General features: G+C 53.6%; 27 protein-coding genes. 2 read left to right on the plus strand and 25 right to left on the minus strand.

Features of this window, described 5'->3' with window-relative positions:
- Nucleotides 1–75: 75 nt before the first annotated feature.
- From AMM33_RS03855 to AMM33_RS03865, 3 genes are read right to left on the minus strand one after another with little or no spacing between them, the layout of a single operon-like run.
- On the minus strand, nt 76–561 hold the full coding sequence (locus AMM33_RS03855) for an SGNH/GDSL hydrolase family protein (RefSeq protein WP_090138985.1): 486 nt from the start codon (nt 559–561) through the stop codon (nt 76–78).
- On the minus strand, nt 558–2825 hold the full coding sequence (locus AMM33_RS03860) for a DNA topoisomerase III (protein ID WP_090139204.1): 2268 nt from the start codon (nt 2823–2825) through the stop codon (nt 558–560). The genes AMM33_RS03855 and AMM33_RS03860 overlap by 4 nt, the downstream gene beginning before the upstream one ends.
- Entirely contained in the window at nt 2822–4588 is a 1767-nt protein-coding gene (locus AMM33_RS03865) for a phage integrase family protein (RefSeq protein ID WP_194945215.1), read from the minus strand. The genes AMM33_RS03860 and AMM33_RS03865 overlap by 4 nt, the downstream gene beginning before the upstream one ends.
- A gap of 211 nt (nt 4589–4799) precedes the next feature.
- Here AMM33_RS03865 and AMM33_RS21730 point away from each other — a divergent pair, with 211 nt between their 5' ends.
- On the plus strand, nt 4800–5105 hold the full coding sequence (locus tag AMM33_RS21730; protein WP_228767945.1) for a hypothetical protein: 306 nt from the start codon (nt 4800–4802) through the stop codon (nt 5103–5105).
- Here AMM33_RS21730 and AMM33_RS03870 read toward each other — a convergent pair.
- The 10 genes from AMM33_RS03870 to AMM33_RS03900 all read right to left on the minus strand — a co-directional run bounded on the left by AMM33_RS03870 (nt 5080) and on the right by AMM33_RS03900 (nt 9575).
- Nucleotides 5080–5379, minus strand: coding sequence for a hypothetical protein (locus tag AMM33_RS03870; RefSeq protein ID WP_090138988.1), 300 nt, complete (start codon nt 5377–5379; stop codon nt 5080–5082). The two genes, AMM33_RS21730 and AMM33_RS03870, sit on opposite strands and share 26 nt — an antisense overlap.
- A gap of 134 nt (nt 5380–5513) precedes the next feature.
- Nucleotides 5514–5969: a hypothetical protein gene (locus AMM33_RS21735; protein ID WP_194945217.1), complete on the minus strand. Its 456-nt coding sequence runs from the start codon at nt 5967–5969 to the stop codon at nt 5514–5516.
- Nucleotides 5966–6244 (minus strand): hypothetical protein, encoded by a 279-nt coding sequence (locus AMM33_RS03875; protein ID WP_090138990.1) that lies wholly within the window; start codon nt 6242–6244, stop codon nt 5966–5968. Before AMM33_RS03875 ends, AMM33_RS21735 begins: the two co-directional genes overlap by 4 nt.
- Before the next feature lie 11 nt (nt 6245–6255).
- Nucleotides 6256–6525, minus strand: a complete 270-nt coding sequence (locus tag AMM33_RS03880; protein ID WP_090138992.1) for a hypothetical protein — start codon at nt 6523–6525, stop codon at nt 6256–6258.
- Entirely contained in the window at nt 6522–6647 is a 126-nt protein-coding gene (locus AMM33_RS22640; RefSeq protein ID WP_255350667.1) for a hypothetical protein, read from the minus strand. Before AMM33_RS22640 ends, AMM33_RS03880 begins: the two co-directional genes overlap by 4 nt.
- Entirely contained in the window at nt 6644–6940 is a 297-nt protein-coding gene (locus tag AMM33_RS03885; RefSeq protein WP_194945218.1) for a hypothetical protein, read from the minus strand. Before AMM33_RS03885 ends, AMM33_RS22640 begins: the two co-directional genes overlap by 4 nt.
- A 6-nt stretch (nt 6941–6946) precedes the next feature.
- On the minus strand, nt 6947–7402 hold the full coding sequence (locus AMM33_RS21740) for a hypothetical protein (protein ID WP_194945219.1): 456 nt from the start codon (nt 7400–7402) through the stop codon (nt 6947–6949).
- Between the two features lie 78 nt (nt 7403–7480).
- Nucleotides 7481–7909, minus strand: coding sequence for a single-stranded DNA-binding protein (locus tag AMM33_RS03890; RefSeq protein WP_194945220.1), 429 nt, complete (start codon nt 7907–7909; stop codon nt 7481–7483).
- Between the two features lie 86 nt (nt 7910–7995).
- Nucleotides 7996–8373 carry a hypothetical protein gene (locus AMM33_RS03895; RefSeq protein ID WP_194945221.1) on the minus strand — a complete coding sequence of 126 codons (378 nt, stop codon included), beginning with the start codon at nt 8371–8373 and terminating at the stop codon, nt 7996–7998.
- A 722-nt stretch (nt 8374–9095) separates the two neighbouring features.
- A complete protein-coding gene (locus tag AMM33_RS03900) occupies nt 9096–9575 on the minus strand; it encodes a hypothetical protein (protein ID WP_194945222.1) in 480 nt (159 codons plus the stop codon).
- Nucleotides 9576–9712: 137 nt separating this feature from the next.
- On the opposite strand from AMM33_RS03900, the gene AMM33_RS21745 reads away from it, so the two are divergent.
- Nucleotides 9713–9892: a hypothetical protein gene (locus AMM33_RS21745; protein ID WP_194945223.1), complete on the plus strand. Its 180-nt coding sequence runs from the start codon at nt 9713–9715 to the stop codon at nt 9890–9892.
- 120 nt (nt 9893–10012) lie between these two features.
- Here AMM33_RS21745 and AMM33_RS03910 read toward each other — a convergent pair whose 3' ends face one another.
- The 12 genes from AMM33_RS03910 to tmk form a co-directional block, all read right to left on the minus strand.
- On the minus strand, nt 10013–10888 hold the full coding sequence (locus AMM33_RS03910) for an AcaB family transcriptional regulator (protein ID WP_090139002.1): 876 nt from the start codon (nt 10886–10888) through the stop codon (nt 10013–10015).
- 12 nt (nt 10889–10900) lie between these two features.
- Entirely contained in the window at nt 10901–12793 is a 1893-nt protein-coding gene (locus AMM33_RS03915; RefSeq protein ID WP_194945224.1) for a DnaA N-terminal domain-containing protein, read from the minus strand.
- A gap of 138 nt (nt 12794–12931) precedes the next feature.
- Entirely contained in the window at nt 12932–13354 is a 423-nt protein-coding gene (locus tag AMM33_RS03920; protein WP_090139006.1) for a hypothetical protein, read from the minus strand.
- Nucleotides 13351–13743: a hypothetical protein gene (locus AMM33_RS03925; protein WP_194945225.1), complete on the minus strand. Its 393-nt coding sequence runs from the start codon at nt 13741–13743 to the stop codon at nt 13351–13353. The genes AMM33_RS03920 and AMM33_RS03925 overlap by 4 nt, the downstream gene beginning before the upstream one ends.
- A gap of 126 nt (nt 13744–13869) precedes the next feature.
- Nucleotides 13870–14553 (minus strand): hypothetical protein, encoded by a 684-nt coding sequence (locus tag AMM33_RS21750; protein WP_194945226.1) that lies wholly within the window; start codon nt 14551–14553, stop codon nt 13870–13872.
- Nucleotides 14550–15095, minus strand: a complete 546-nt coding sequence (locus AMM33_RS03935) for a hypothetical protein (RefSeq protein ID WP_090139012.1) — start codon at nt 15093–15095, stop codon at nt 14550–14552. The genes AMM33_RS21750 and AMM33_RS03935 overlap by 4 nt, the downstream gene beginning before the upstream one ends.
- Entirely contained in the window at nt 15095–16957 is a 1863-nt protein-coding gene (locus AMM33_RS03940; RefSeq protein ID WP_090139014.1) for a hypothetical protein, read from the minus strand. Before AMM33_RS03940 ends, AMM33_RS03935 begins: the two co-directional genes overlap by 1 nt.
- Nucleotides 16954–17808: a ParA family protein gene (locus tag AMM33_RS03945; protein WP_228767946.1), complete on the minus strand. Its 855-nt coding sequence runs from the start codon at nt 17806–17808 to the stop codon at nt 16954–16956. The genes AMM33_RS03940 and AMM33_RS03945 overlap by 4 nt, the downstream gene beginning before the upstream one ends.
- 198 nt (nt 17809–18006) lie before the next feature.
- Nucleotides 18007–18684 carry an ankyrin repeat domain-containing protein gene (locus AMM33_RS03950; protein WP_090139018.1) on the minus strand — a complete coding sequence of 226 codons (678 nt, stop codon included), beginning with the start codon at nt 18682–18684 and terminating at the stop codon, nt 18007–18009.
- 5 nt (nt 18685–18689) lie between these two features.
- Complete coding sequence (locus tag AMM33_RS03955; protein ID WP_090139024.1) at nt 18690–19499, minus strand: TatD family hydrolase; 810 nt, start codon at nt 19497–19499, stop codon at nt 18690–18692.
- Between the two features lie 3 nt (nt 19500–19502).
- Nucleotides 19503–20507 carry a DNA polymerase III subunit delta' gene (locus AMM33_RS03960; protein WP_090139035.1) on the minus strand — a complete coding sequence of 335 codons (1005 nt, stop codon included), beginning with the start codon at nt 20505–20507 and terminating at the stop codon, nt 19503–19505.
- Nucleotides 20504–21145: a dTMP kinase gene (gene tmk / locus AMM33_RS03965; protein WP_090139036.1), complete on the minus strand. Its 642-nt coding sequence runs from the start codon at nt 21143–21145 to the stop codon at nt 20504–20506. The genes AMM33_RS03960 and tmk overlap by 4 nt, the downstream gene beginning before the upstream one ends.
- Between the last annotated feature and the right edge of the window lie 31 nt (nt 21146–21176).

Consider the following 21176-nt stretch of genomic DNA (forward strand, 5'->3'; position numbering starts at 1 on the left):
GGGCTAACTGGGCAATGTCCAGCCGCCGCGTAGCCAATAGCACTTGAAATCGTGGAGCTGCGGTTGTTGGATGCTTCAGTATCTGGCCAACACGCTTGCCATCCGTTTGCAACCCATCTGATTGAAGTGGACCCCATCGTCCTGCATCTGCTCAACGGGACGCTCATAGACCACATCACCGAACTCCCTGGCCACCCCCAATATTTGGCTGCGTGCCGGGTACTTCGGGGCAGGAGCAATCCAAATCACCGTCTTAGCCTGGGCAACAATATTGCGAGCCTGTAGCAAACTTGCAGCATTTGCGTTTCGTCCATCGTTTGAGCCCAAACTGATCAACACCACTTCAAAGGTGTGGGCATCACGCTCAACAGAAACACCAAATCGACGCACCCAGTCTTGCGTTGTGATGCCTTTCTCGGCCATCACCCTGCAGTGGGGCGCATGGGCACCAGCACCCTGGGCAATCGAGTCGCCCATGACCAAACATCTTGCAAAGCCAGGCCCCGCAATCGACAGGCCTGCCAGCCATAACAAGCCCATCCGACCCCAAACGAACATCATGGTTTGCCAGGCATGATGTTTTTGCACGCAGGATAGCCACTACACCCATAAAAAGGCCCCCGTGCGCTTTGCCTGAGCAGTGTTGGCTTGCCACACGCAGTGCATTTCGGTGTGGTTGACTGCATCACAGGCGCTTTTGCTCCACCCTGAGGAGCGGGCGAAGTTTTGGCTCCAGGCTTGCCTCCAGCATCTGGCAAGGTGGTTTTGCAATCGGGGTATCCCGTGCACCCCCAAAAGGCCCCAGAAGCGCCTTGACGTTGTCGCATGGCCTTGCCGCATGATGGGCATGCATGTGTCGTCTTTGAGGCCTCCATGGGCTTTTGCGTGCTGTTCTTTGCCACCGCACTCGACCGCTCTCCCTGGAGAGCTGAGGGCTTTGGGTTACTGGCCCCCAGCTGCTTGATTTTTTCAATCTGCCCTTTGAGCCAGGTGCCCAGCTGAGATTCGAACGTGGCCAACGGCAAGGAGCCGTCCTCCACCTTGGACAAATGGTCCTCCCACAAAGCTGTGAGCACCGGGTCGACCATGTGAGGTACGGCCTGCTCCACCACCTCGATGAGCTGTTCACCACGATCAGTGGGCACTATGAATTTTCCGGCCTTGTCGAAGTACCCCCGCTTAAAAAGACCGTCCAAAGTCGCTCCACGGGTTGCATCGGTGCCGATCCCCGCTTTCTCCTTGTTTTGCATGACTTTTTTCAGACGTGGATCGTCGATCTCCCTGTCGACAGACTCCATCGCCGCAATCAAAGTGCCTTCGGTGTAACGCTTGGGGGGCTGCGTCTGTGTCTTACTCACTTCCGCCTTGCGATTGATCATCTGCTGGCCCACTTTCACATCCGGCAACGCCTGGTCCTTGGGTGTATCTTCACCATCGTCCGTGGATTTGGCTTTGCTTTTTGCTTTGGCCGCTGCTGCAGCTTCTTGCAGATCCACATAGGCCAGCTTCCAGCCCTGCACCAAAGGCACCCGTCCAGTCGCAGCAAACAGCTCGTTTTCACAGCTGCCCTGTATGCGTGTTTCTTGGTACTTGTAAACACCCAAAAACTGAGCCAGGTAGCGACGACGAATCAAGTCATACAGCAACCGCTCGTTGGCGCTCATGTCAGCCAGTCGGACTGCAGTGTTTGTGGTCGGAATGATTGCGTGGTGGGCCGTGATTTTTTGATCATTGAAGGCCCTGGAGGGCTTCGATAGATCGGCTTTGGCCACCAGGCTGGTCATCTTGGGATCGGCTTGCTTGATGGCTTCGCACACTTGCGAGGCCTCAGCCAGCATGCTCATTGGCAGGTGTTCACAATCGCTTCGGGGGTAGGTAGTGGCCTTGTGCTTTTCATACAAGGCCTGCGCCAGATCCAGAACAGCCTTCGCACCCATGCCATAACGCGCAGAGGCCTCCTTTTGCAGCGACCCCAGCGAGTAGAGCAAGGGAGCAAGCTCGTGCTTGTCATCACGCTCAACTGAAACCAATCGCCCCATCTTGCCGTTGATTTTCTGGGCGACTGAACGGATGTAGGCTTCATCAACACAGTGCCCATCTTTGTCGAGCTTGTCAGCCTGCGTTTGCCAGCTCATAGGCACTGGCGAGCCTGATATCTCCCAAATGGTCTTGAGCACAAAATAGGGTTTGGGCACAAAATTTCTGATGGCTCGTTCACGCCGAACAACCAAGCCCAAAACCGGTGTCTGCACGCGGCCGCAATGCACCACACCACCTTTTCCACCGGCACCGAATGTCTTGGTCAGCGCCATGGTGAGGTTCATGCCCGCCAACCAGTCAGCGCGAGCCCGACCTAAACCAGAGTCGTACAAGGGCCTTGTCTTTTCGCCTGGCAGCATCTTGGCCAAGGCCTTGCGGATGGAGGCGTCATCAAGCGCCCCAAGCCACAAACGCTTGACCGGGCCACGGTAGCCGCAAAGCTGCATGACCTCCCGGGCAATAACTTCACCTTCCCGGTCGGCATCGGTGGCGATCACGACTTCTGACGCACTCTTGAGCAGCTTGCTGACCACTTGAAACTGGGATTGTGTTTTCGGTTTGACATCCATGTGCCAAGTTGCCGGCAACACCGGCAGGTGATCCATTGACCAGACCTTGAGCTCAGGGTTGTAGTGCTCGGGCGGGGACTGCTCCAGGAGGTGGCCAATGCACCAGGTCACGGTGACGCCATCACCCGTCCTGCAGCCATTGCCGGATTGACGAGCACCCACGTGCTTGGCAATGTCGGCTGCCTGAGATGGTTTTTCGCAGATAAAAAGTCTCATGATGTTTGGGCTCCCTTGAGGGTTTGAACAGACAGTAAGTCAATGGCTCGCTGCCTCTGTGACAGATCGGCCTTGACGTAGATGCCCGTGGTGGAAATGGACTTGTGGCCAAGCAGGAGCTGTGTGACAGCCAGATCCCCTTGGGTGGCATTGAGTACCCGATGCGCAAAGGTATGTCGCATGAAATGCGGTGTCGCACGTCGAAAGTTCTCAGCTAAATCAGGAGATGGACAGGCCATGGCCACCTCCTGAAAAAAGTCCTTGAGCACAATCCTCAATCGGGCTGTGCTCAGTGCGCCATTGCTGACTTGATCAGGATTGACCGGCTCTCCAATGCAGCCAATCAGGGGCCATTCGCTGGGCTGCAGTCCACTGGTGCCCAGCTGATCAATCGCATGGTCATGCAATGCCTCCAACACCTCTTCCTTGAGTGGCAAAAGTCGCTCACGAGCGCCCTTGCCAATGACACGCAGACAAGTGACCGTGCCTGCCTCTGCATCAAAGGGCTTGACCACAGCAGCCCAGCTGCTCGGGATCTCGCCAATGCGTAGCCCCGTGCTTTCCAGTAAAGCAAAAATGGCCACCATGCGCCGCTGCCGGGGGCCGCTGGGCATCGCCATCAAAACTTGCTGAATCAGCTCCAAGTGGGCATTGCTGAAACAACGCTGAACATCCATTTGCACGCCTCTTTCATGAGGGGTGCGAACCCTGGAAAATGGATTGGCCTTCAGGTACTGCGTCTCGACCAGAAAACCATACAAATGCCCGATTGCGGCGAATGCTCTGGCAGTGCTTGTTGGTGACAACGGGCCGCGCATCGTCATGTGATTATTTGCCGAACGGGGTCTGCACCATTGCGCAGGCGGGTTTTGCAAAAATTTGGCATGCGCGGTGGCATCCACCACGGTCAGATCGGACAGACCCTTGTTCAGCTCCCTCTGTGCCCATAACAGAAGCCTGGCCACATCCCGCGAGTACGCTTTACGAGTGTGAGGAGACAGAAAATCCAGCGTGCCCATCCATGCCTGCAGGGCTTGCTGATCGCTCTGCGCCCCCAGGGCATTGGTCCCAGTTGCACGTAGCAGCGCGCCAGCCGTAGGGCTCTCCCATCCAGACAGAGCCGTAGTAGAACTCGCAACTGGACCGGCCATAACCGGCTCCAAAAAATTCACATGGTCCTGCAGCCACTGGACCAGTCTCACACCACGGTCTTTGCCGATACCGGGCACCAAGCGATACCAGTGCTTGCCCCGTAAACGCACCAGGGCGGTCAAGTCCGACAACGCTGATACGCCCACAGACCGAAGATGACGAACAAGTCCAGTGCCCAGCCAAGCCTCAATGTCATCGGATAAGCAGGGGAGTCGAACGCCAGTGGTTTGAATCAAAGTTAAACCGTGAAGACAGGCATCTACATCAACACAGGATGAAGCAGGGGAGGCATTTACCTGGTCAATCTCAGGACCATAACGATCACGGTACAACCCAAGTAACTCAGCCTCGCTCCAAGCATCAGGATCATCCAGCTCTTCGGAAAACTCTGCCAAAGAAGGCAGTCGGGGTTTCGCGGGTGCTTGCGGTTTCAGCAACGCTGACTTCAGCGTCACCGCAAGAGTGTGATGCCCCAGGCCCTGCAATATGAGCTGAGCTTGTTGTGCCACGTCACACAGGTAAGTCCGAATCACCCGCAAATCCGAATGCACCTCGGGCAGAAACCGGCCCCCAGCGGACTCTAAATTCATGCCCTGCAAAACGGCACGCATGAAAGCCAGGTCATGCAGACACAGACCGCTCGATCTTGAAATGCAGGATTTTCCTGCCGGACGACCGCGTCGGCGGGAATTAATTTTGAAATCCGCTAGGAAGATAACTTCCATTATCTTCCTAGCGGAAAAAATGCCCTAAATCGGGGGTCTCAAAAATACGAGAGTCTCTGAACATAAAAATCCCCAATGAAATCAACAAGTTATAAGGGTGGAAGATCTTTCCGTTGGATATGATGGTGATGGGCGCGAAGTTTCGCAGCCAAGCTCCCACCACCCGACCTACAAACCAAACTTTAAGGAAAGACCTTCCATGAAAACGAAACCTACTGAAACTCAAGAACTCACCAGTGCCATGCTCCACGTTGCAGCAGCGCAAATAGCCAGTAACTGGATTTCAGAAAATTCAATAAATCAAGTGGATGCTGAAAAACAATTTCAGCTTGCTTTCAAACTGATTCAAAGCAGTCACCTCAATCACTTGGATCAGCTCACTTCTGGGCCGCTGAATTCATAACAAGCTGCTTTTGCTTTTCCGAAAGTTCGTCAACTTTTTGTTGACGAGCCTTCAAGTAGGCTCTGGCATCCAACATCAATTGCGTGGAACGCGGGGTCTGCGGCAACATATTGAGGAAACTTACAACCTCCGTCTGGCTCCCCTCAAGACCAAGGCTTTCGAGCACTTTGACAATGCCATCAATCAACGTATAAATCGGTTGACGGTGGACTTCAGAGACGGGCCACTCAGAAAAACTCGGAGTCAAGAAAATGTGGGTTTGATTCAGTTTCATTTGATGTTTACCTCGTTTAAAAAACTTTGAAATTAATAACCTGATTCAGTGAATATGGAATTCCCGAATTCTGAAAATATATGCCCACGTTGCGGCACACACATGCAACGCTACGGTCAAGATCATTGGACATGCTATGACTGTTGGCTGGCATTCACAAAACCCAGTGAATCTAAAAAATCCATGTTTTCACGTTCATGCAAATTGGTAAATGCTTGGCTTAAGAGCGTCATTGCGTGGTTGAGATAAGACAGTGATGCTTGTCCTGAGGGCAAACCATCCAAGCTCAAAAGGTATCTCAAATCCCCCGGCTTACGCAAACTCGATACACGATTCATTGTTGGATGAAACGGAGGAAAAAATGCCATTAAATTCCAGCTAAATGCAAATTTGTGTTTTGACACGATACACGCCCGGTATAAATCGTATGCTTTATATTTATCAGAGGAGTGTAGATATTGAAAATACTCTGAATTTTCAAATCCAAAATTCTCGGAAATCATTCCTGTTGTTAAGTAGATTTTTGCAAGCTCTTGATAACCGCTCATCTCAGCTATCATGGTTAGTGGTTTATATGATGAAATTCTCACAAAATACTCCTTTCATCGCCCGTTTTTTTCCAGCCACCAAGATGTGCAAGTTTTTCAATCACAGCAATTCCGAGTCCAATAATTACCAATATGATAACAACCCCAATTATTCCAAGAATAATTGATAATCCATCCACTTCATGAATAAATGGACGGTTCTTGATGCTTAACAAAAACCACCCCACTGGGTAGCCTGCGGCAATTACAGAAATTAAAAATGCAATTCTTTTCAAAACAACAAACAAACCAATAAATACTGCCGATATTTTTTTCATATTGGAATCCCTTAAAAAAGACTTTGATTGAGTAATTGCTCCAGAATGACTGTTTCTTCCTGGGCAGTGAGATGGATGCCTGAGGCGTTGACCATGGACTTAAATCCGCGAATCAAACGAGGAACCTCAGCGTTTTTCCGAGGTCGACCACGACCGCGCTTTGCGAAGTGGGAAAACAGTAATCCCTGCATCATCTTGATGGTGATCGCACCGATGGCTACTTGCTCGCCATCAGTCAAGACTAAGCCAGGTGATTTCACAGGGTGATCAACCGCGCTCATTTGGACACCACGGACAAAAAGAGTGCCGCCACGGCGATGGCCACGGTGACTGTAAAAACCACAATAGCCCCAAACATCGCCCATTGGCCATGCTTGGATAATTTGGATAAAACCATGCTCATGCGCTCCTTTTTAGGGTGCTCAAACTGACTTGGGCACGATGCGTCAGACATGCTTGACCAACGTAGTGACCACGCTCCAGGACACGCTCAGCGGTAAACCTGATAAGGCTTTGACGCTGAAGCTGAGTGACGATTGCACGTATCTCTTCAATGCTCCAGGTGGGCCTCCAATGGCGCTCTAAACCCGAAATCGTCATCGGTTGCTGCTCCAGTGTCTTGAGCACCATTCGGGCCTCCAAGCTGATCAATTCAGCAGGCAGGCCAAGAGTTTGAAGTCGTTGAACCATTTCCATGACCTCTTAATCGTCTGGACCAGACCCACAGCCTGCAGGGCAAGAGCCAAGCTCGATGCCGTGCGAGCAATATCCATGTTCAGCATTCCAATTCTGCGATTCAGCTCTCTCTTGAGCCGTGGCGTAGTCAAATGCCCGTGCCATCTCTAAAACCCGTTGACTCCAAGGTTCTGGCAACCGAGCAGTGAGACCATCCACAGAAGCTGAAAAATTCTCGACATACAAGTCATGCGACTGGCTGCATGTGCGCCCAGCCTCATTCGCCAATTCTGTCAATTGCTCACGCAAAGCAACTTCATTCACATTCGCTTGAGCCGTCGCATGACTTGTTTCCACCAGACACCCGTCGACCAACATCAGCCCAGATTGGGTGATCTCAATCGTGATCGTGTCGCCCAAAATCACCCACGGAACCTGTTGCACCACAGGGTCCAATGGGTTGGCATACCGCTTTGAAGACATGACGCATCCCTTTCTTCATTGACGTTACGGTGGTGCTCCATGAGGTTCTGGTGCCTCATCGTTGGAGCCCCTCGCTATTTAGGCCTGATCCGAGTTGCCAGCCTGCTCTTGAGTCCGTCTAGCTTTCATGACGATTTGCTCAACACGGTTGAGTGCCAGAGAAACGCTTGTTGCATCGACCCGGATCTCGAAAGAATCCGACTTGCCCTGGGCGCGGTCAGCATCGGACACGCGATAAATGTGCGGGTATGACTGGCCCATCACGACCACTCGCATCCCTTTACGCAGAAGGTTGCCGCAACCTTCTGCCAGGCGCTCATTCCAAACAGTGATTTGTGCTGGCTGGGATTTATCTGGGTCCTGAACCAGGTTGCCCTCATGGTCTTCGCGCCAAACATCGCTCATGATCCGCATCTCACAAATCACGCGATCTTCACCACGGACTTTGATCTGCTTGACAGCGGGGTCAGCCAAAAGATTGCCCGTCAAAATGCTCTCTGTTGCCATGAAAAAAACTCCCTGACCGAAAATTTCAGGCGATGGACTCGGCCACTCGCATTGCCTGTTTGGGCAAACCGCCCACATTCAAATCTTCATTGCTCAGCCAAAGCATTTGAGGCTTTGCGATTTTTCAGATGCGCCTGCAGCCGCTTGATCGATTGCTGGTACATCAGAGACAACACATTCAGTTCACCCATGCGGCGATTGACTGATTCAAAGTGCCGCTTCACAGGTGCTGTCAGCAATTTCATTTCTGGCAGGATGTCCTCCCAGTTGCGATTGCGGCCAAAGGCATACCAGCGCAAGAACCGTGCACCATCCTTGCGGTTTTCGACCCTGGCGCGGATGCTTGTTCCGTCGACCACTGATGACTCAGCCAAAAGCTCCATCTCAATCAAAATCTGCTTGAGGCACGCTTGCTGAGAACGGATCAGGTTCATGAAGGCCGGACGACCGGTGAGTTGGGCCAACACAAAGCCCTCGGTCCCTGGCTGCAACAATTTCTCTTTTACGCCTGTCATTTCGGCTCACTTTCAAATTGCCAAAAGGTCGGGGCGTTGCCCCTTACCCTTAAAGGCCTTTAGGAACACAAAGTTGTGTATTCCGGTCAGTTCCATCAAATCGATAAGAAGGAGGAGAGAGAACAGGGGGCGGACAGCTGCGTGGCTTACAGCTGGGGAAGTCGTAAAAGCCACAGGTGGCCTCACGTCAGCCATCGAATCACCAAGGCATACCCGAGTCGTGGCATGTGAGCGAAAAGTGAAAACAGCAACACCATGTCCAAGGCTCAGCGGCGAAAGTCGCACCAGTTCGTCGCCCGATTCACGACGACGATTTCCCCCAACGCCCCCTGTCTCTCTCCAAAACTTCAAATCAGACACCACTCACCTCCAACTGATAGCGAACCGACAAACCTGTCCAGTGAGCGGTCAGTTCCATCGAATCGGTAAGATGGAGGAGAGAGAACGGGGGTCGGACAGCTGCGTGGCTTACAGCTGGGGAAGTCGCAGAAGCCACTGGTGGCCACACGCCTGCCATCGAATCACAAAGGCGTACCCGAGCCAAGACATGTCTGCGAACCATTGAAAATGCACCATGTCCAAGACTCAGCGGCGTGAGCCGTACCCGTTCGTCGCCTGATTCACGACGACGACTGCCCCTAACGACCCCCGTCTCTCTCCAAAACATCAGCTTAGGCATCATTCCCCCCGATACCGTCCAGCCCTGGTAACTGACTGTCTTTGAGCCCTTGCAGCCGCAAGCTCAGCTCAACCCAGTCAACCCGAAACTTCTGTCCAATCGTGCGTGATCGTGGCCACAAGATGATCAAACCAGCGTCAGCAAGGTCGGTAAATGCACGTCTGCAAGACCGTTCAGACAAGAACGTGGTTGAGTAGCGTGAGATGTAATAGCGACCGGAACGTTCTTGGAATTGCTTGAGACCATCCTGAAAATGCAAGCGCAGCCCATCCCACATGACCGTGGCTTCGGCCAAAGAGCCCTCACAAACTGCGATCAGAGAAACAAACAAGCTCGGGGTTAACCCTGAAATGCGCAATGCATCCCATGCCTGAGCTGCCGAATCCAATTGTTCTTCCGTGTAAGAACGAGGCTCAATGGCGAACCTTGAAAACAACTCATCGTCAGCTGCTGTTGGAAACGGATAGCTCATGAACATGACTCCAAAAAAAGGGTGGGAGAGCCTCTCAGGTAAGATTCAAGCGGGGTAGTTCCATGGGACTCGACCCCCATGGGACGGAACCGACCCCGTTTGTTCATCAACTTCACCCATGAAAGAGAGGCCCTCCCATGACCACAAAAGCGACTGATTCTGCGAATCAACCAGTCACGCTTGACCAGCTCCAAGACATTCAATTCCGGATCGAAAGCGCCATGCATGCATTGCTTGGCGGTCAGGAAACGCTGGGACTTGATCCCAATACAGTTCTCGAAATCGATCAACAGATCAGGGCTGTTTCGCTGAATTGATTCCAGCTTTATTGCCTTAGGCTGCTGCCTTTGGATAGCAGCCTTCCTTGAGCAACAGGGTTTACGCATCACATCCTGAATGGATTGCTGAACCAGTTTGAGTGTGGTGATGTGCCGCATTCAAACAAGCCCCGCAGAAGTCACTTCTTCGTCAACATGCTCAACCATGGTCAAGGCCACATCATCAAGAACACGTTGCTCAGCCGCAGAAAGCCGTTCCTTGCGCATCGTGTGGCGTGGTGCTTTCTTGCCTGTGAAAACCTCGTCGTCCATGGGACCAAAGATTTTTTGTGCCGCCTCAACCCGCTTGGCTGCATCTGGCTGGGTGTTGTTGGGCAAAAAGTCTGCACGGCTCAGTGGCTTCATTTCATCAGACAGCAAAATTCGCTGAGCTCGAATGGCGCTTTCAAACATGCTCCTGATTTCATGCTTGAGTGCATAGAGGGCGTTGTGCTGATCCTGTTTGGTCAGCAGGTCTCGACGCTCAGCAGACTTCAGAACACGCACGCACTCATCAAACATGACGATCACCGTGCTCATCATGTAGCCATAGGGGGAGTGGTAGCCCAGAGAAACCGATTGGGTTTGCTGAGCCCGGATGATGGTGTACGACAGCCCCATGGACTTGTGCTCATCCATTTTCTTGATTTGTGGATCGCGAGCCGCTTTGATCATCCGCTTGATTCGCTCAACACGGCTGTCAATGTCGATGAGCGTGGCATCGGCATATGGGTTGTCCTTGGAAGTCAAACCAAATAGCTGCCGCAGGGCACTTGCCGCATGTCGCGCACCAGGCACACCGAAGCGGTACTGCTCACCAGGTGCACGGCCCAAATACAGCAACATGGCTTCACGTGTGTGCAACTCCATCGTGTCCTCTTCAGCAACCAAACGGCTCACCGGCTCATTTTTGGTTGCGCCAGGCTTGGAGCCCTGAGGTGATTGCGTCACCTCTTGAGAGGCTTGGACGGTTGTGACAGCTTCTTTTTTGCTCATGGTGTTGCCTAGTTATGGTTTGACTGGAAGGGGGAGTGAGGTGACCAATTGACACTGGCTCACCTGGACAAGGGCTGGATTTCGCTGCAGCACATCGACCATGACCTGATCAATCTTGGCTGCGTAGGCCGACTTGATGTGGTCGATCTTGAAACGGCTGGCGCACAGTAAAAGCTTTTGACACTGCTGATCCAGCCCGACAGAGATCGGTTTAAGCCACACCTCAATCTGCTGTTCGGGCATGCATTGAGGTAGCTGCTCCAAGATTGCAGCCCACAAAGCCACAGCCCGAGGATCCCGAGCTGGTGCAGGCCTGGAGGCTAAAGCGGGCAGGGCAGACTTGATCGGCGAAGGTGTTTGCTGCACAACCTGATGCTTTGGCTCTACAGCACGGTTGCGGGCCTCCTGCAGCTCATAGGCCCCCGACAACAGCAAGACGCCTTTTTGCTCTTTGAGCAAAAGCGATCCGAGATAGGTCACTATGCTTCGGACCTGTCCATTTGCGTCAGCGTGAGCCACCTCATCGAGGATCAGCTGCAAACGGTCGTGTGGCAAGGACTTGGCCACAGGGTGATCAACCACCAATCGCTTGATTGCCGTTGAGGCTGAGCCAGTAGGCCAGATCAGTTGATCAAAAGAAACACCACCGCCACCACCATCCTGAGTCGATTGCTTTTGTGCGCTTGTGGTTGATTCAGAGGTAATGGTTGAAGAAGGAGGAGGTGTAGTCTTATTTGTAATCAAAAACCGCGCGCCCGCATGTAGGGCTGTGTTTTTCATCCCTAGCGACTGTGAAAAGCCGCCAACTGGATTGAGATTTCCAGCCGACTGAAAGGATGGATTTGACTGCTCAAATTGATGTTGAGCCTCATCGGGGTGTAAAACGACCTGTGATTTCCCACCATCAAGATTGACGGAATTCGCCAAACTGGAGGAAGAGGGGGGATTTACGGTGCTTGTTGCACCAGATGGCCATGACCTAACCTGTTTCTTGTTTTGGTCGGCCAATTTGGCCGACTGTCCGCAATACGGACGATCGGCCAATTTGGCCGATGTATTCCCGGGTGACTGGTCAGCCAATTTGGCAGACTGTCCGCAATACGGACGATCCGCCAAATTGGCGGAGATGTTCCCAGGTAACGCACTCGCCAAATTGGCGGACTTAGCATTCCCCCCCGCTGCTTGCAATCTTGACTTGCCCAGCAAGCCCAGGATGCTTTGCGCGGTATTGCCATGATTGATACCCCCTAAACGAATCGCAATTAGTTGCTTGCTCAGTTCACTGATGTTCACCTTGATGAAATACCGACGACGTGGGTACTCCATCAAGGCTTGTTCCAGAAGGTTGAGTTGGCATAATTTTTGCTTGCATGTCCTGATTTGTGATTCCGACAATCCTGTTTCAGCTGTCCATTCAGCCAGGCCGATGGAAAACCATTCGCTGTGTTTTCCACCGATCAAGGCACGCTGGGTGGCAAGTGCTCGGCTCAGAAACACGGCAGACGTGATGGATTGAGTGAGCTGGCCGTAAACCCTGTAGAACGCCAAGCTCTTGCCCAATAGGGCTTTCACCTGCTGGGCATTGGACCGCACATCAAAGAGTGACCATTGAACAGGTTCACTGCGAAGTAAGCGGGCCAGGGCTTGGCTCACGTCTGGCAGGCGAACTCGGAAAGCCAGACGGGCAGGGGTGCCAGAACGTGATTCGTCGATCAGTCCAGCCTTTTTGAGATAAACCCGCGCAGATTCTTGTTCGTAGCGGGACAGCCCTGTTTCAAGAGCCCATTGATCCCTCGTTTTGCTGATCCAGCCGCCGTTGGCGACAACATCAACACCCACACGAGTCCAGTACAGCAATTGACTGAGCATCAGGCCAGCCTTCGGGTCACCAGCGATCCGTGCCAAGTTGGCTGAGTATCCAATTGGACGCTCTGACGCTAGGCTTGCCAGCAAGGCCCCAATGGGATCAGCTGGAGGCTCCCCGCTTGTGGGCGGGGGAGGCTTCCTAGCGATCAATCCAAATGATTGCATGACCGGTGTTCCTCAATGCAAGGCAGTCGGCCCATTGGCCTGCACATGGGCCTGACTGGGGAGGCGACTGAGGGATACCAGCATTGTTTTGAGTTTGTCGAAATTGATGCTGTATTGAGTTCGAGAAGGAAACCCGATCCGTCGCTCATGCAGCAGATCCAGATCCCGCAGACGTTGCCTGGCACCCTTGAGTTCACCATTGGTCAAGCGAGTGGTTCGTTTGATTTTTTCTTGGTCCAGGTCTACCCAGTCACCGTGTGCTTCTTCAAGTGCCGTGGACAGAAACAAGCCTGCGGTCAGGCTTTGAGTGATGTCCACCAACACGGGGTTGAAAGAGATCGGCTGCTGCAGCGCGATGAACAACAATTCCGGATTGGTGGACAGTTCATCGAGCAAATCCACCTCGGGTGCCTTGAAGTTGGTATTTGTATTCATGAGTGGCTCCATATAGTTTTCAGCACTTGGTTCAACACAGAAAAATCCCTGTCTATGCGGTTTCTGCGAAATCCCAGCGCCCAAAATGAATGCCAGACTGACTGAGACAGTCGATCTAACAAAGGTGCATGGAGTTGGAACGTCAAATCAAACTGTTCGTTAAATTGAGCGCTAATGACCCAATCAAAGTTTGAATCTGACTTCTCAGACCAGCAGACAGAACGAATATTTCGCTCAATCATCTGAGCGACCTTTGCAGAAGATTTGAAATAGATGTAAGGTGCTCTGCCACCCCACCAGTGACCTTCGCACGAAGCGACTGTTTCGATGTCACCCGTGCCGTTCATCGTGTCCACAAGGGTCTTGATCTTGGCTTCAATGATGGCCATCATGACCTCCTACTTCATTATTGAAATGGGAGGAGACAATGGCTGACGTCGAATTGCAAAAACAGCTGACCGAATTGCAAAATGAACTGGACAGTTTGAAGAAGAGGGTGTCCGAGGATGAGGCTGTCATAGCTTCACTCCAAGCCTGGACGCAATATGGTTTTGGCATGCTGTTAAAACATCTTGCCTGTCCGAACGACGTAGATCGAGCAAATGTGTCTGGTCTGCTTGAAAAGGTGTTTCTGGACATGTACCGCACACTAAAACAGGGATTCCGTGGCGACGCTGAGATGACAACTTCCACGGATGGGTTTGATCGCCTGTATATATGTGCGCAAGAAACTGCCGATATTTGGCAATCAATGCGTGATCACAATTTTGATGAGTCGCCTGATCAAGATGGTTACAAGCTGATAAATGTTGCGCTAGACATGATGTACCGCATAGACCCACTGACTCAGAGGCATAGTCCATTTGAAACACCTGAGGAAAAGCGTCTTCGAAAATTTGCACGAGATGCGGTGTTTCAGGCAAAGAACCGTCGAACCTGATAGATTGCAGTGCTTTATCAGAACAAAAGCGATAAAGAGAATGCACATCAAACAGTCGATGGCGATGCAGTAATTGACGGCCCGGATTGAAAAAACACTGATTGGCCAGCTCTTGATAGTGTGCTTTGATGATGTCTTGCATCATCATTCGGTCACGACTGACGGCCGCAGCCAACAGGCGTGCCCAATGCTTTTCCAAAAGCGTTTCAAGCGATGGCCTCCAAACGTTCAGGAATTCTTGGAGCAGAGCGCCTTTCATGTTGAAGCTCCTGGGATGTAAATCAGGGGATAGAGACCGGCCAAAGGCAGATATGGAAATTGCTGCGCCAGTACCACCCAGCGGTCGATTTCGTTGTCGTACTCTTTGATCAGCTTGGACCAGCTCGCATAGATGTCATCGACCGTATGACCTGCAGGCTGGGGCACTGACTTGGGCGCCGGGGGCGCGTTCAACTCTTTGCGCAGTTCAATCCAGCGATCCCGTGACAGATTGAAAAGTCGCCTTATCAGCGGAAAATTTGCCTGGCGCAGAATCAATATGCGTAAAGCTGCGTCACGTCTTTCTTTTTCTTGAAGACCTTGTGCGATCCAACTGACACCATCAAGTTGGACCCATAGACGTAGAGGGACTTCTTGTGGCTGTTCCAGCGTCAGCTTCGTCAATGTCTGGCGCATGTCGTCAGATAAATTGAGGGCTTGGTCGGACAGCAGCTCGATGGCCGCAATGCGGCTCAGCGTCGTAGAGCGTAAGCAAACCCACCCCGAGGTGCCGGGTGGTGGCTGAGAGACGACGGCGCTCATCACTGCTGCTCCTGTTGGCTCAGCAGCCTAAAAGTGCCAACTGCTTTGACAAGCTCACGGGCGTATTCGCCCACGGGGTTAGACAAATCGGTCAACAGTTCCAGGGTGTAGTAGCCGTCAGCCTGATAGGTTCCCCCCAGATGCGTTTGTACAAATTGCATCCAGCCGTCCTGATCTTCTGCCCGCGCCCTGAATCCGGCGGGGCCAGTATCGAACAGCGCAAAACCCCTTACACCCTGCTCGTTGGTGACTTGATGATGAAACCAGTCGACGGTCAGCTGACCTGACATGGTGGCCAAAAGCCACCATGCCTGCGCGGCAAAGTCAGTGGCACTGACACCCAGCGAGCTGGCTGGTGCATCCATGAAATAACCCAGCGGCATTCCAGGCGCATTGCGCAAGAGGGGAGTCAACGATGCATAGTCAGTCAAATCCATGATGCAGCTGCGCATGCTTTCAACAGCCATTTCCAGGCTGGTGGTACCGGGCAGCTGGCCCTGTTCACCAATCGGGTCTGCGCCACCTTCAAATGGGGCTGTACCAGTGTTGTTTTGCCCATCTACAGTGCCAGGATTAGGAATCCTCTTGAGGAGATGCTCTGGGGCTGTTTTGACGCCATTCAGGGCTGAGGGCACTCGGCCTGTTGGTACAACGTAATCAGAGTCAGCGACTTCATCTTGTTCACCTGACGGTGTATGAGTGCTGGTGTCGTAATCACCGCTGTTGTCTTGACCACCACCCACAATGTCAGACTGGTCTGAGCCTGTACCAGCGCCAAGTAAGTCGGTATCAGCGACACCAGACTCAACGCCGTAATTTCCAGGAGTGGTGCTGGCAGCAGAAGTCGCTTGGGGAGAACGCAATTGATCCAAGGTACTTTGCAATTGGGCGACCGTGATCGTGCGATCAGCTGAGATGGCTTGCATGCATGCGCTCAGCTCTGCTTCAGTTAGGCCGAACCATGCGGATGCCATTCTGGCCAAGTGCGCTTCGAGATCGCGGGCCAATGAAGTTGGCTTTGCGTCATCGAGTTCATACTCACTTGTTGCATTCATCAGACCTTGATCATCTTGATCGGCAGCAAACGATTGAAGCCATTCTGAATAGGCTGCGTCAAGGGAATTAGCTGATTTGCTGCTTTCGAATAATTTGGATCGAATAGATTGAAGCCCAGTGTATTGAGGGCGTAACTTACTTGGCACATCAGCACTACCCAATTTCTTGGCCAAATCACCTAATTGCGACAACTTTGTGATCGTAAATTCATAATCACTCAGGGCCGTTTTTTCCAGGGAAAGGCCTTGCTTCTTGAGTTCAGCAGCGAAGTCTCGCAGCGAAATATCACGCCCAAGCTCCTGAGAGCGGAGCTTTCGTAACTCAAGATAGCTGTTGGCGGTATCCCAAAAGCACATGGCAGAACGAGTTAAGTTCTCAGACATGTGCCCCACCAGCAAGTGCGATTCGGCCTTGAAATTCACCAGATCGAAGTCAAGACTTGTGAACCGTTCTGGATATTCTTCAGCCAGTTCCCAGAGGATGGACAACCGTGTATTTCCGCCCTTGGCCAGGATGTATCGGTCGCTTCCTGGTCGTTTGGTCACGGCAAGGTTTTGATCCAGTCCCCGATCAAGGATGGATTCTTTGATTTCTTCGCGCTTTTCGTTTGGCCGTGTGCGGGGGTTGCGCTCATAGGTGCCGACATCACGGACTTTCAGACGAATGATGGCGCGACCGTCAAAGTCGCCTGGTTTGGAGGTGGGCATGGGGTTGCCTGTGCCAGTGCTGGTTTTCAATTGTTCTTGCTGATCCATTTGCTCTTTCAGCGCCTGACGCATGTCGTTTGCACTCAGTCGCTTACTCATTTGGCGTCTCCAATTGGCTGATGCCCAGGGAGCCACAGACCTTTTAGGTTTGGCATGACTTCGTGCAAAAGTGCATGCATGACCTGCGACGGCGTGACATTCGCATCGCTGTCCAGCTCATGTACTGGGCGCCGCAATGAGCGGCACTGCTCATAGACGGTGGAGTAGGGGACTTTTGTGTCAAGCAGCCTGATGGTTGGATGGCTGCGAAACTGGTCACGAATGGCCTCTTCAACCATTCGTGCGTTAGTGGTTCGCGGCATCGCGTTGACAAAAATCGCCAGCTGGCCTGCTCGCATTTCCGGAATCATGTCGCTCATGACGTTGAGCTGTGACAGCATCTCCAGCGTGCCGGTGATGAACTCGCTGAAATTGAGCATGTCCGGTTTGATGGGGGTGAGCATCAAATCGGCAGCCATGGCCGCAGTGCGTTGAAGCTCGCCTTTGGCGCCCTGGGTGTCGATGATCACCAGGTCAAAGTTTTCTCGGATGATGGGCTGACGGACTGCGCGTTTGAGCAGCAGCAGCCGATCTTCACGCTCCTTGAGCCAGGCCTGGATGTGGTCTTCCATGTTGGAAGGCAACAGCCAGAGGTTTTGAACATTGGTTTCGACAATGTCACCATCAAGGATGACACCACCACGAGAAATCACCTGGTTCATGCCTGGTGACTCTTTGGTCAGTGGCGTCTGTGTGCCGAAGAATTTCGACAGCGCCGGTTGCATGTCTGCATCGATGAGCAGCACGCGCTGACCAAGCGCTGCAGCGAGGCCACCCAAGTTGGCCGCAGTGGTTGTTTTACCAGCGCCGCCCTTGGTGTTGACGACTGATATGACCGTTGTACTTTTCACAAAATGCTCCTGTTGTTCGTGTTTGGACACAACAAGAAAAGCATCTACAGACCTTTACCCCTGAGACTATGCTTGGCAACTGGACAACTACATCATCCAGTGACTTAACATAATATGCATCGTACGAAATTTAAGTGCATGAGATGAGGGATAAAACACCAGATCCATCAAACGAAAACGTCAGTCAGTTCAACCGAGTCAGTCCTTGATCACCGGTGGAAAAACGTACAAACGTGCCAGCCCTTGACGCATCAAGGACTCAGCATCCGGGCGACGACCCTGGACGGCAAAATCGAAGGCAGTCAAGCCTTGCTGGTTTTGTTTGAGCAAATCAGAGCCCGGCGCCTGGATCAGCGACTTGACGGACAAAGCACTGCCGTAGCGTGCGGCCATCATCAGCGGCGTGGTGCCGTTGGGTGATTCAGCATTGACCTGCGCGCCATGCTTGAGGAGCAGATTCACGATGGCCGTGTGTCCGCCGGCGGCCGCGTAATGCAAAGCTGTCCAGCCAGGCTTGTTGACTTCGGCCCCACGTTCGAGCAAGCGTTCGACCAGCGTCAGATGGCCGCGCAAGGCTGCCATCATCAATGGGCTTTCGCCAGCGGTATTGAAGATGTCGATTCGTGTCTGTGGCCAGCGGATCAGCAGTTCGGCGACTTTGGGCGATGGCTCCTGGATGGCCAAAACAAGCGCTGGCGCCGCATTGACGTTCACAGAATTGGGGTCAAAACCCCGTTCCAGCAAAACCTGCACGGTGCGCGCATCATCAAAAGTCACAGCTCTGAAAAAGTCTTCGTAGGCGCCTGCAAAGGACAGGCTAGATATAAAAACTCCAGCCAAAACAACAGGCTTTTTCAAACTTTTAAAGTAAAACATGAATATCAACCGGTGGCCACGCGCAGGAAAAGTTGGTCAAAATTGGTGCTGGTCAGCGCCCCAATCGCTTCAGAAGTCGTGCCGCGCAACTCGGCCAGCTGTTTGGCCACAAAGGGCACATAAGAGGGATTGTTGGTCTTTCCGCGGTAAGGCACGGGGGCCAAATAAGGGCTGTCTGTCTCGATGAGCAAGCGGTCATCGGGTACAAATTTGGCCACTTCGCGCAAATCAGCTGCTGTTTTGAAGGTCAGGATGCCCGAAAAGGAGATGTAAAAACCCAGGTCCAAAGCGGCCCGGGCCACTTGCTGGCTTTCGGTGAAGCAATGGAATACGCCGCCCGCACACCCTGCCCCACCCATTTCGCCCTCTTCTTTCAAGATGGCAATGGTGTCGTCTGAAGCCTGACGGGTGTGGATGACCAAAGGCAAGGCCGTCTGACGAGCTGCGCGGATGTGCGTGCGAAAACGCTCACGCTGCCATTCCATGTCGGCCACGGTGCGTCCACCTTTGCGCTCGTCCATTTGGTAATAATCCAGCCCGGTCTCGCCAATCGCCACCACTCTGGGGCGAGCGGCGCCATCCAGCAGATCCTGCAGGCTGGGCTCACGCACACCTTCGTTATCAGGATGTACGCCCACCGTGGCCCACATGTTGTCGTTGGCCATGGCCAGGCCGTGCACTTCGTCAAATTTCTCCATCGTGGTGCAGATCACCAGGGCGCGGGTCACTTGGGCGGCTTGCATGGCTTGCTGGATGCTGTCCAGCTCGTTCATCAGTTCGGGGAAATTCAGGTGGCAATGGGAATCGGTGTACATGGTTCAGCCCTTGGACATCAGGGTTTGTTGGGCGTCGGCGGTCAGGGCCTCGAGCATCAGACCAGCATTAAAAGGGTGTTCGGCCGTGCGGGCAGATTGCATCAGACGCTTGAACCAGTCGGTCAGCACCGCCAAAGACGCACCACTGGGGGGTAATTGGCTTGTGTCAAAAAAGCGTGGCGCAGCGCCTGTTTGGCGCAGCACCAAGTCGTGGCAAAGCTTTTGCAAGGCGTCAATGGCTTGGGCGGGGCTCAATTCGGCCAAGTGCCGGGCATCGCCCTGGCGCATGGCTTTGGGCAAATGGGCCCACCAGTCGGGCGACAAACCCGATTCGGCCTGTCGCAGCACATCGGTGGGACGCCCGCCAGCACTGCGCAGCAAGTCGTACGCAATCGCAGCGGGCACGCCCTGCCCCGTGAGCCACGGCAGTGCCTCGTCGGCTTCGGGCCATTTCATGGTGTGGGCCAAGCAGCGGCTGCGGATGGTGGGCAGCAGCATGTGGCTGGCCTCGGTGGCCAGCACAAAGCGCACATCTCCCGGTGGCTCTTCCAGGGTTTTGAGCAGCGCGTTGGCCGTGATGGTGTTCATGCGCTCGGCCGGAAACACCAGCACCGCCTTGCCTCGCCCGCGTGCGTCGGTGCGCTGCGAAAACTCCACCGCGTCACGCATCGCGTCCACGCGGATCTCTTTGCTGGGCTTGCGGGTTTTCTTGTCGATCTCGTCCTGGGCTTTTTCAGACAAAGGCCAGCCCAGCTCGATCATCACCGTCTCGGGCATCAGCACTTCAAGGTCGGCGTGGGTGTGCACAGCAATCGCGTGGCAGCTGGGGCAATCGCCGCAGGCGCCCTGAGCGGTGGGTTTTTCGCACAGCCAGGCCGAAGCCAAGGCCAGAGCCAGTTCGTACTGGCCCAGGCCCGACGGGCCTTGCAGCAGCCAGGCGTGGCCGCGCTGGGCGAGTAAATCGGTGGCTTGCCGGGCGATCCAGGGGGCGTTCAAGACGGCGCTCATGCGGCGGCTCCTCGCAGCCAATCACGCACGACGCGTGACACATCCGCGCCCACGGCATCGATGGTCTGCGCCGCATCGATGCGTGCAAAACGGCTGGGCATCTCCGCTTGGCGGCGGGCGTAACCGGCCCGTACAGCGGCAAAAAAGTCAGCCGGTTGGGATTCAAACTTGTCCGGCACCCGGGCCGAAGCCAGACGTTCGGCCGCAATCAAGGGGTCCAGGTCGAACCAAACAGTCAGGTCAGGTTGGCGCAAAGTGCCATCAGGCAGACCTTGCACCATGCCCTCGAGTTGGGCCAACACCTGCCAATCAAAGCCCCGGCCACCGCCTTGGTAGGCAAAGGTGGCGTCGGTGAACCGGTCGCACAGCACCACGTCGCCGCGACTGAGCGCGGGCTCGATCACCTGCACGAGATGCTCACGGCGTGCCGCGAACATCAACAACGCCTCTGTCAGCGGGTCCATGGGCTCGTGCAGCACCAGCTCGCGCAGCTTTTCAGAAAGAGGTGTGCCGCCTGGCTCGCGGGTCAGCACCACCGCCCTGCCCGTTTGGCGAAACAGTTCGGCCACGCGGGCGATGTGCGTGGACTTGCCCGCACCGTCGATGCCTTCAAAACTGATGAATGTGCCGCTGCTCATAAAGATGTGAAATCAATCCTTGATTGTCGCC

The sequence above is a fragment of the Limnohabitans sp. DM1 genome, assembly GCF_001269385.1.
Lineage (GTDB): Bacteria > Pseudomonadota > Gammaproteobacteria > Burkholderiales > Burkholderiaceae_C > Limnohabitans_A.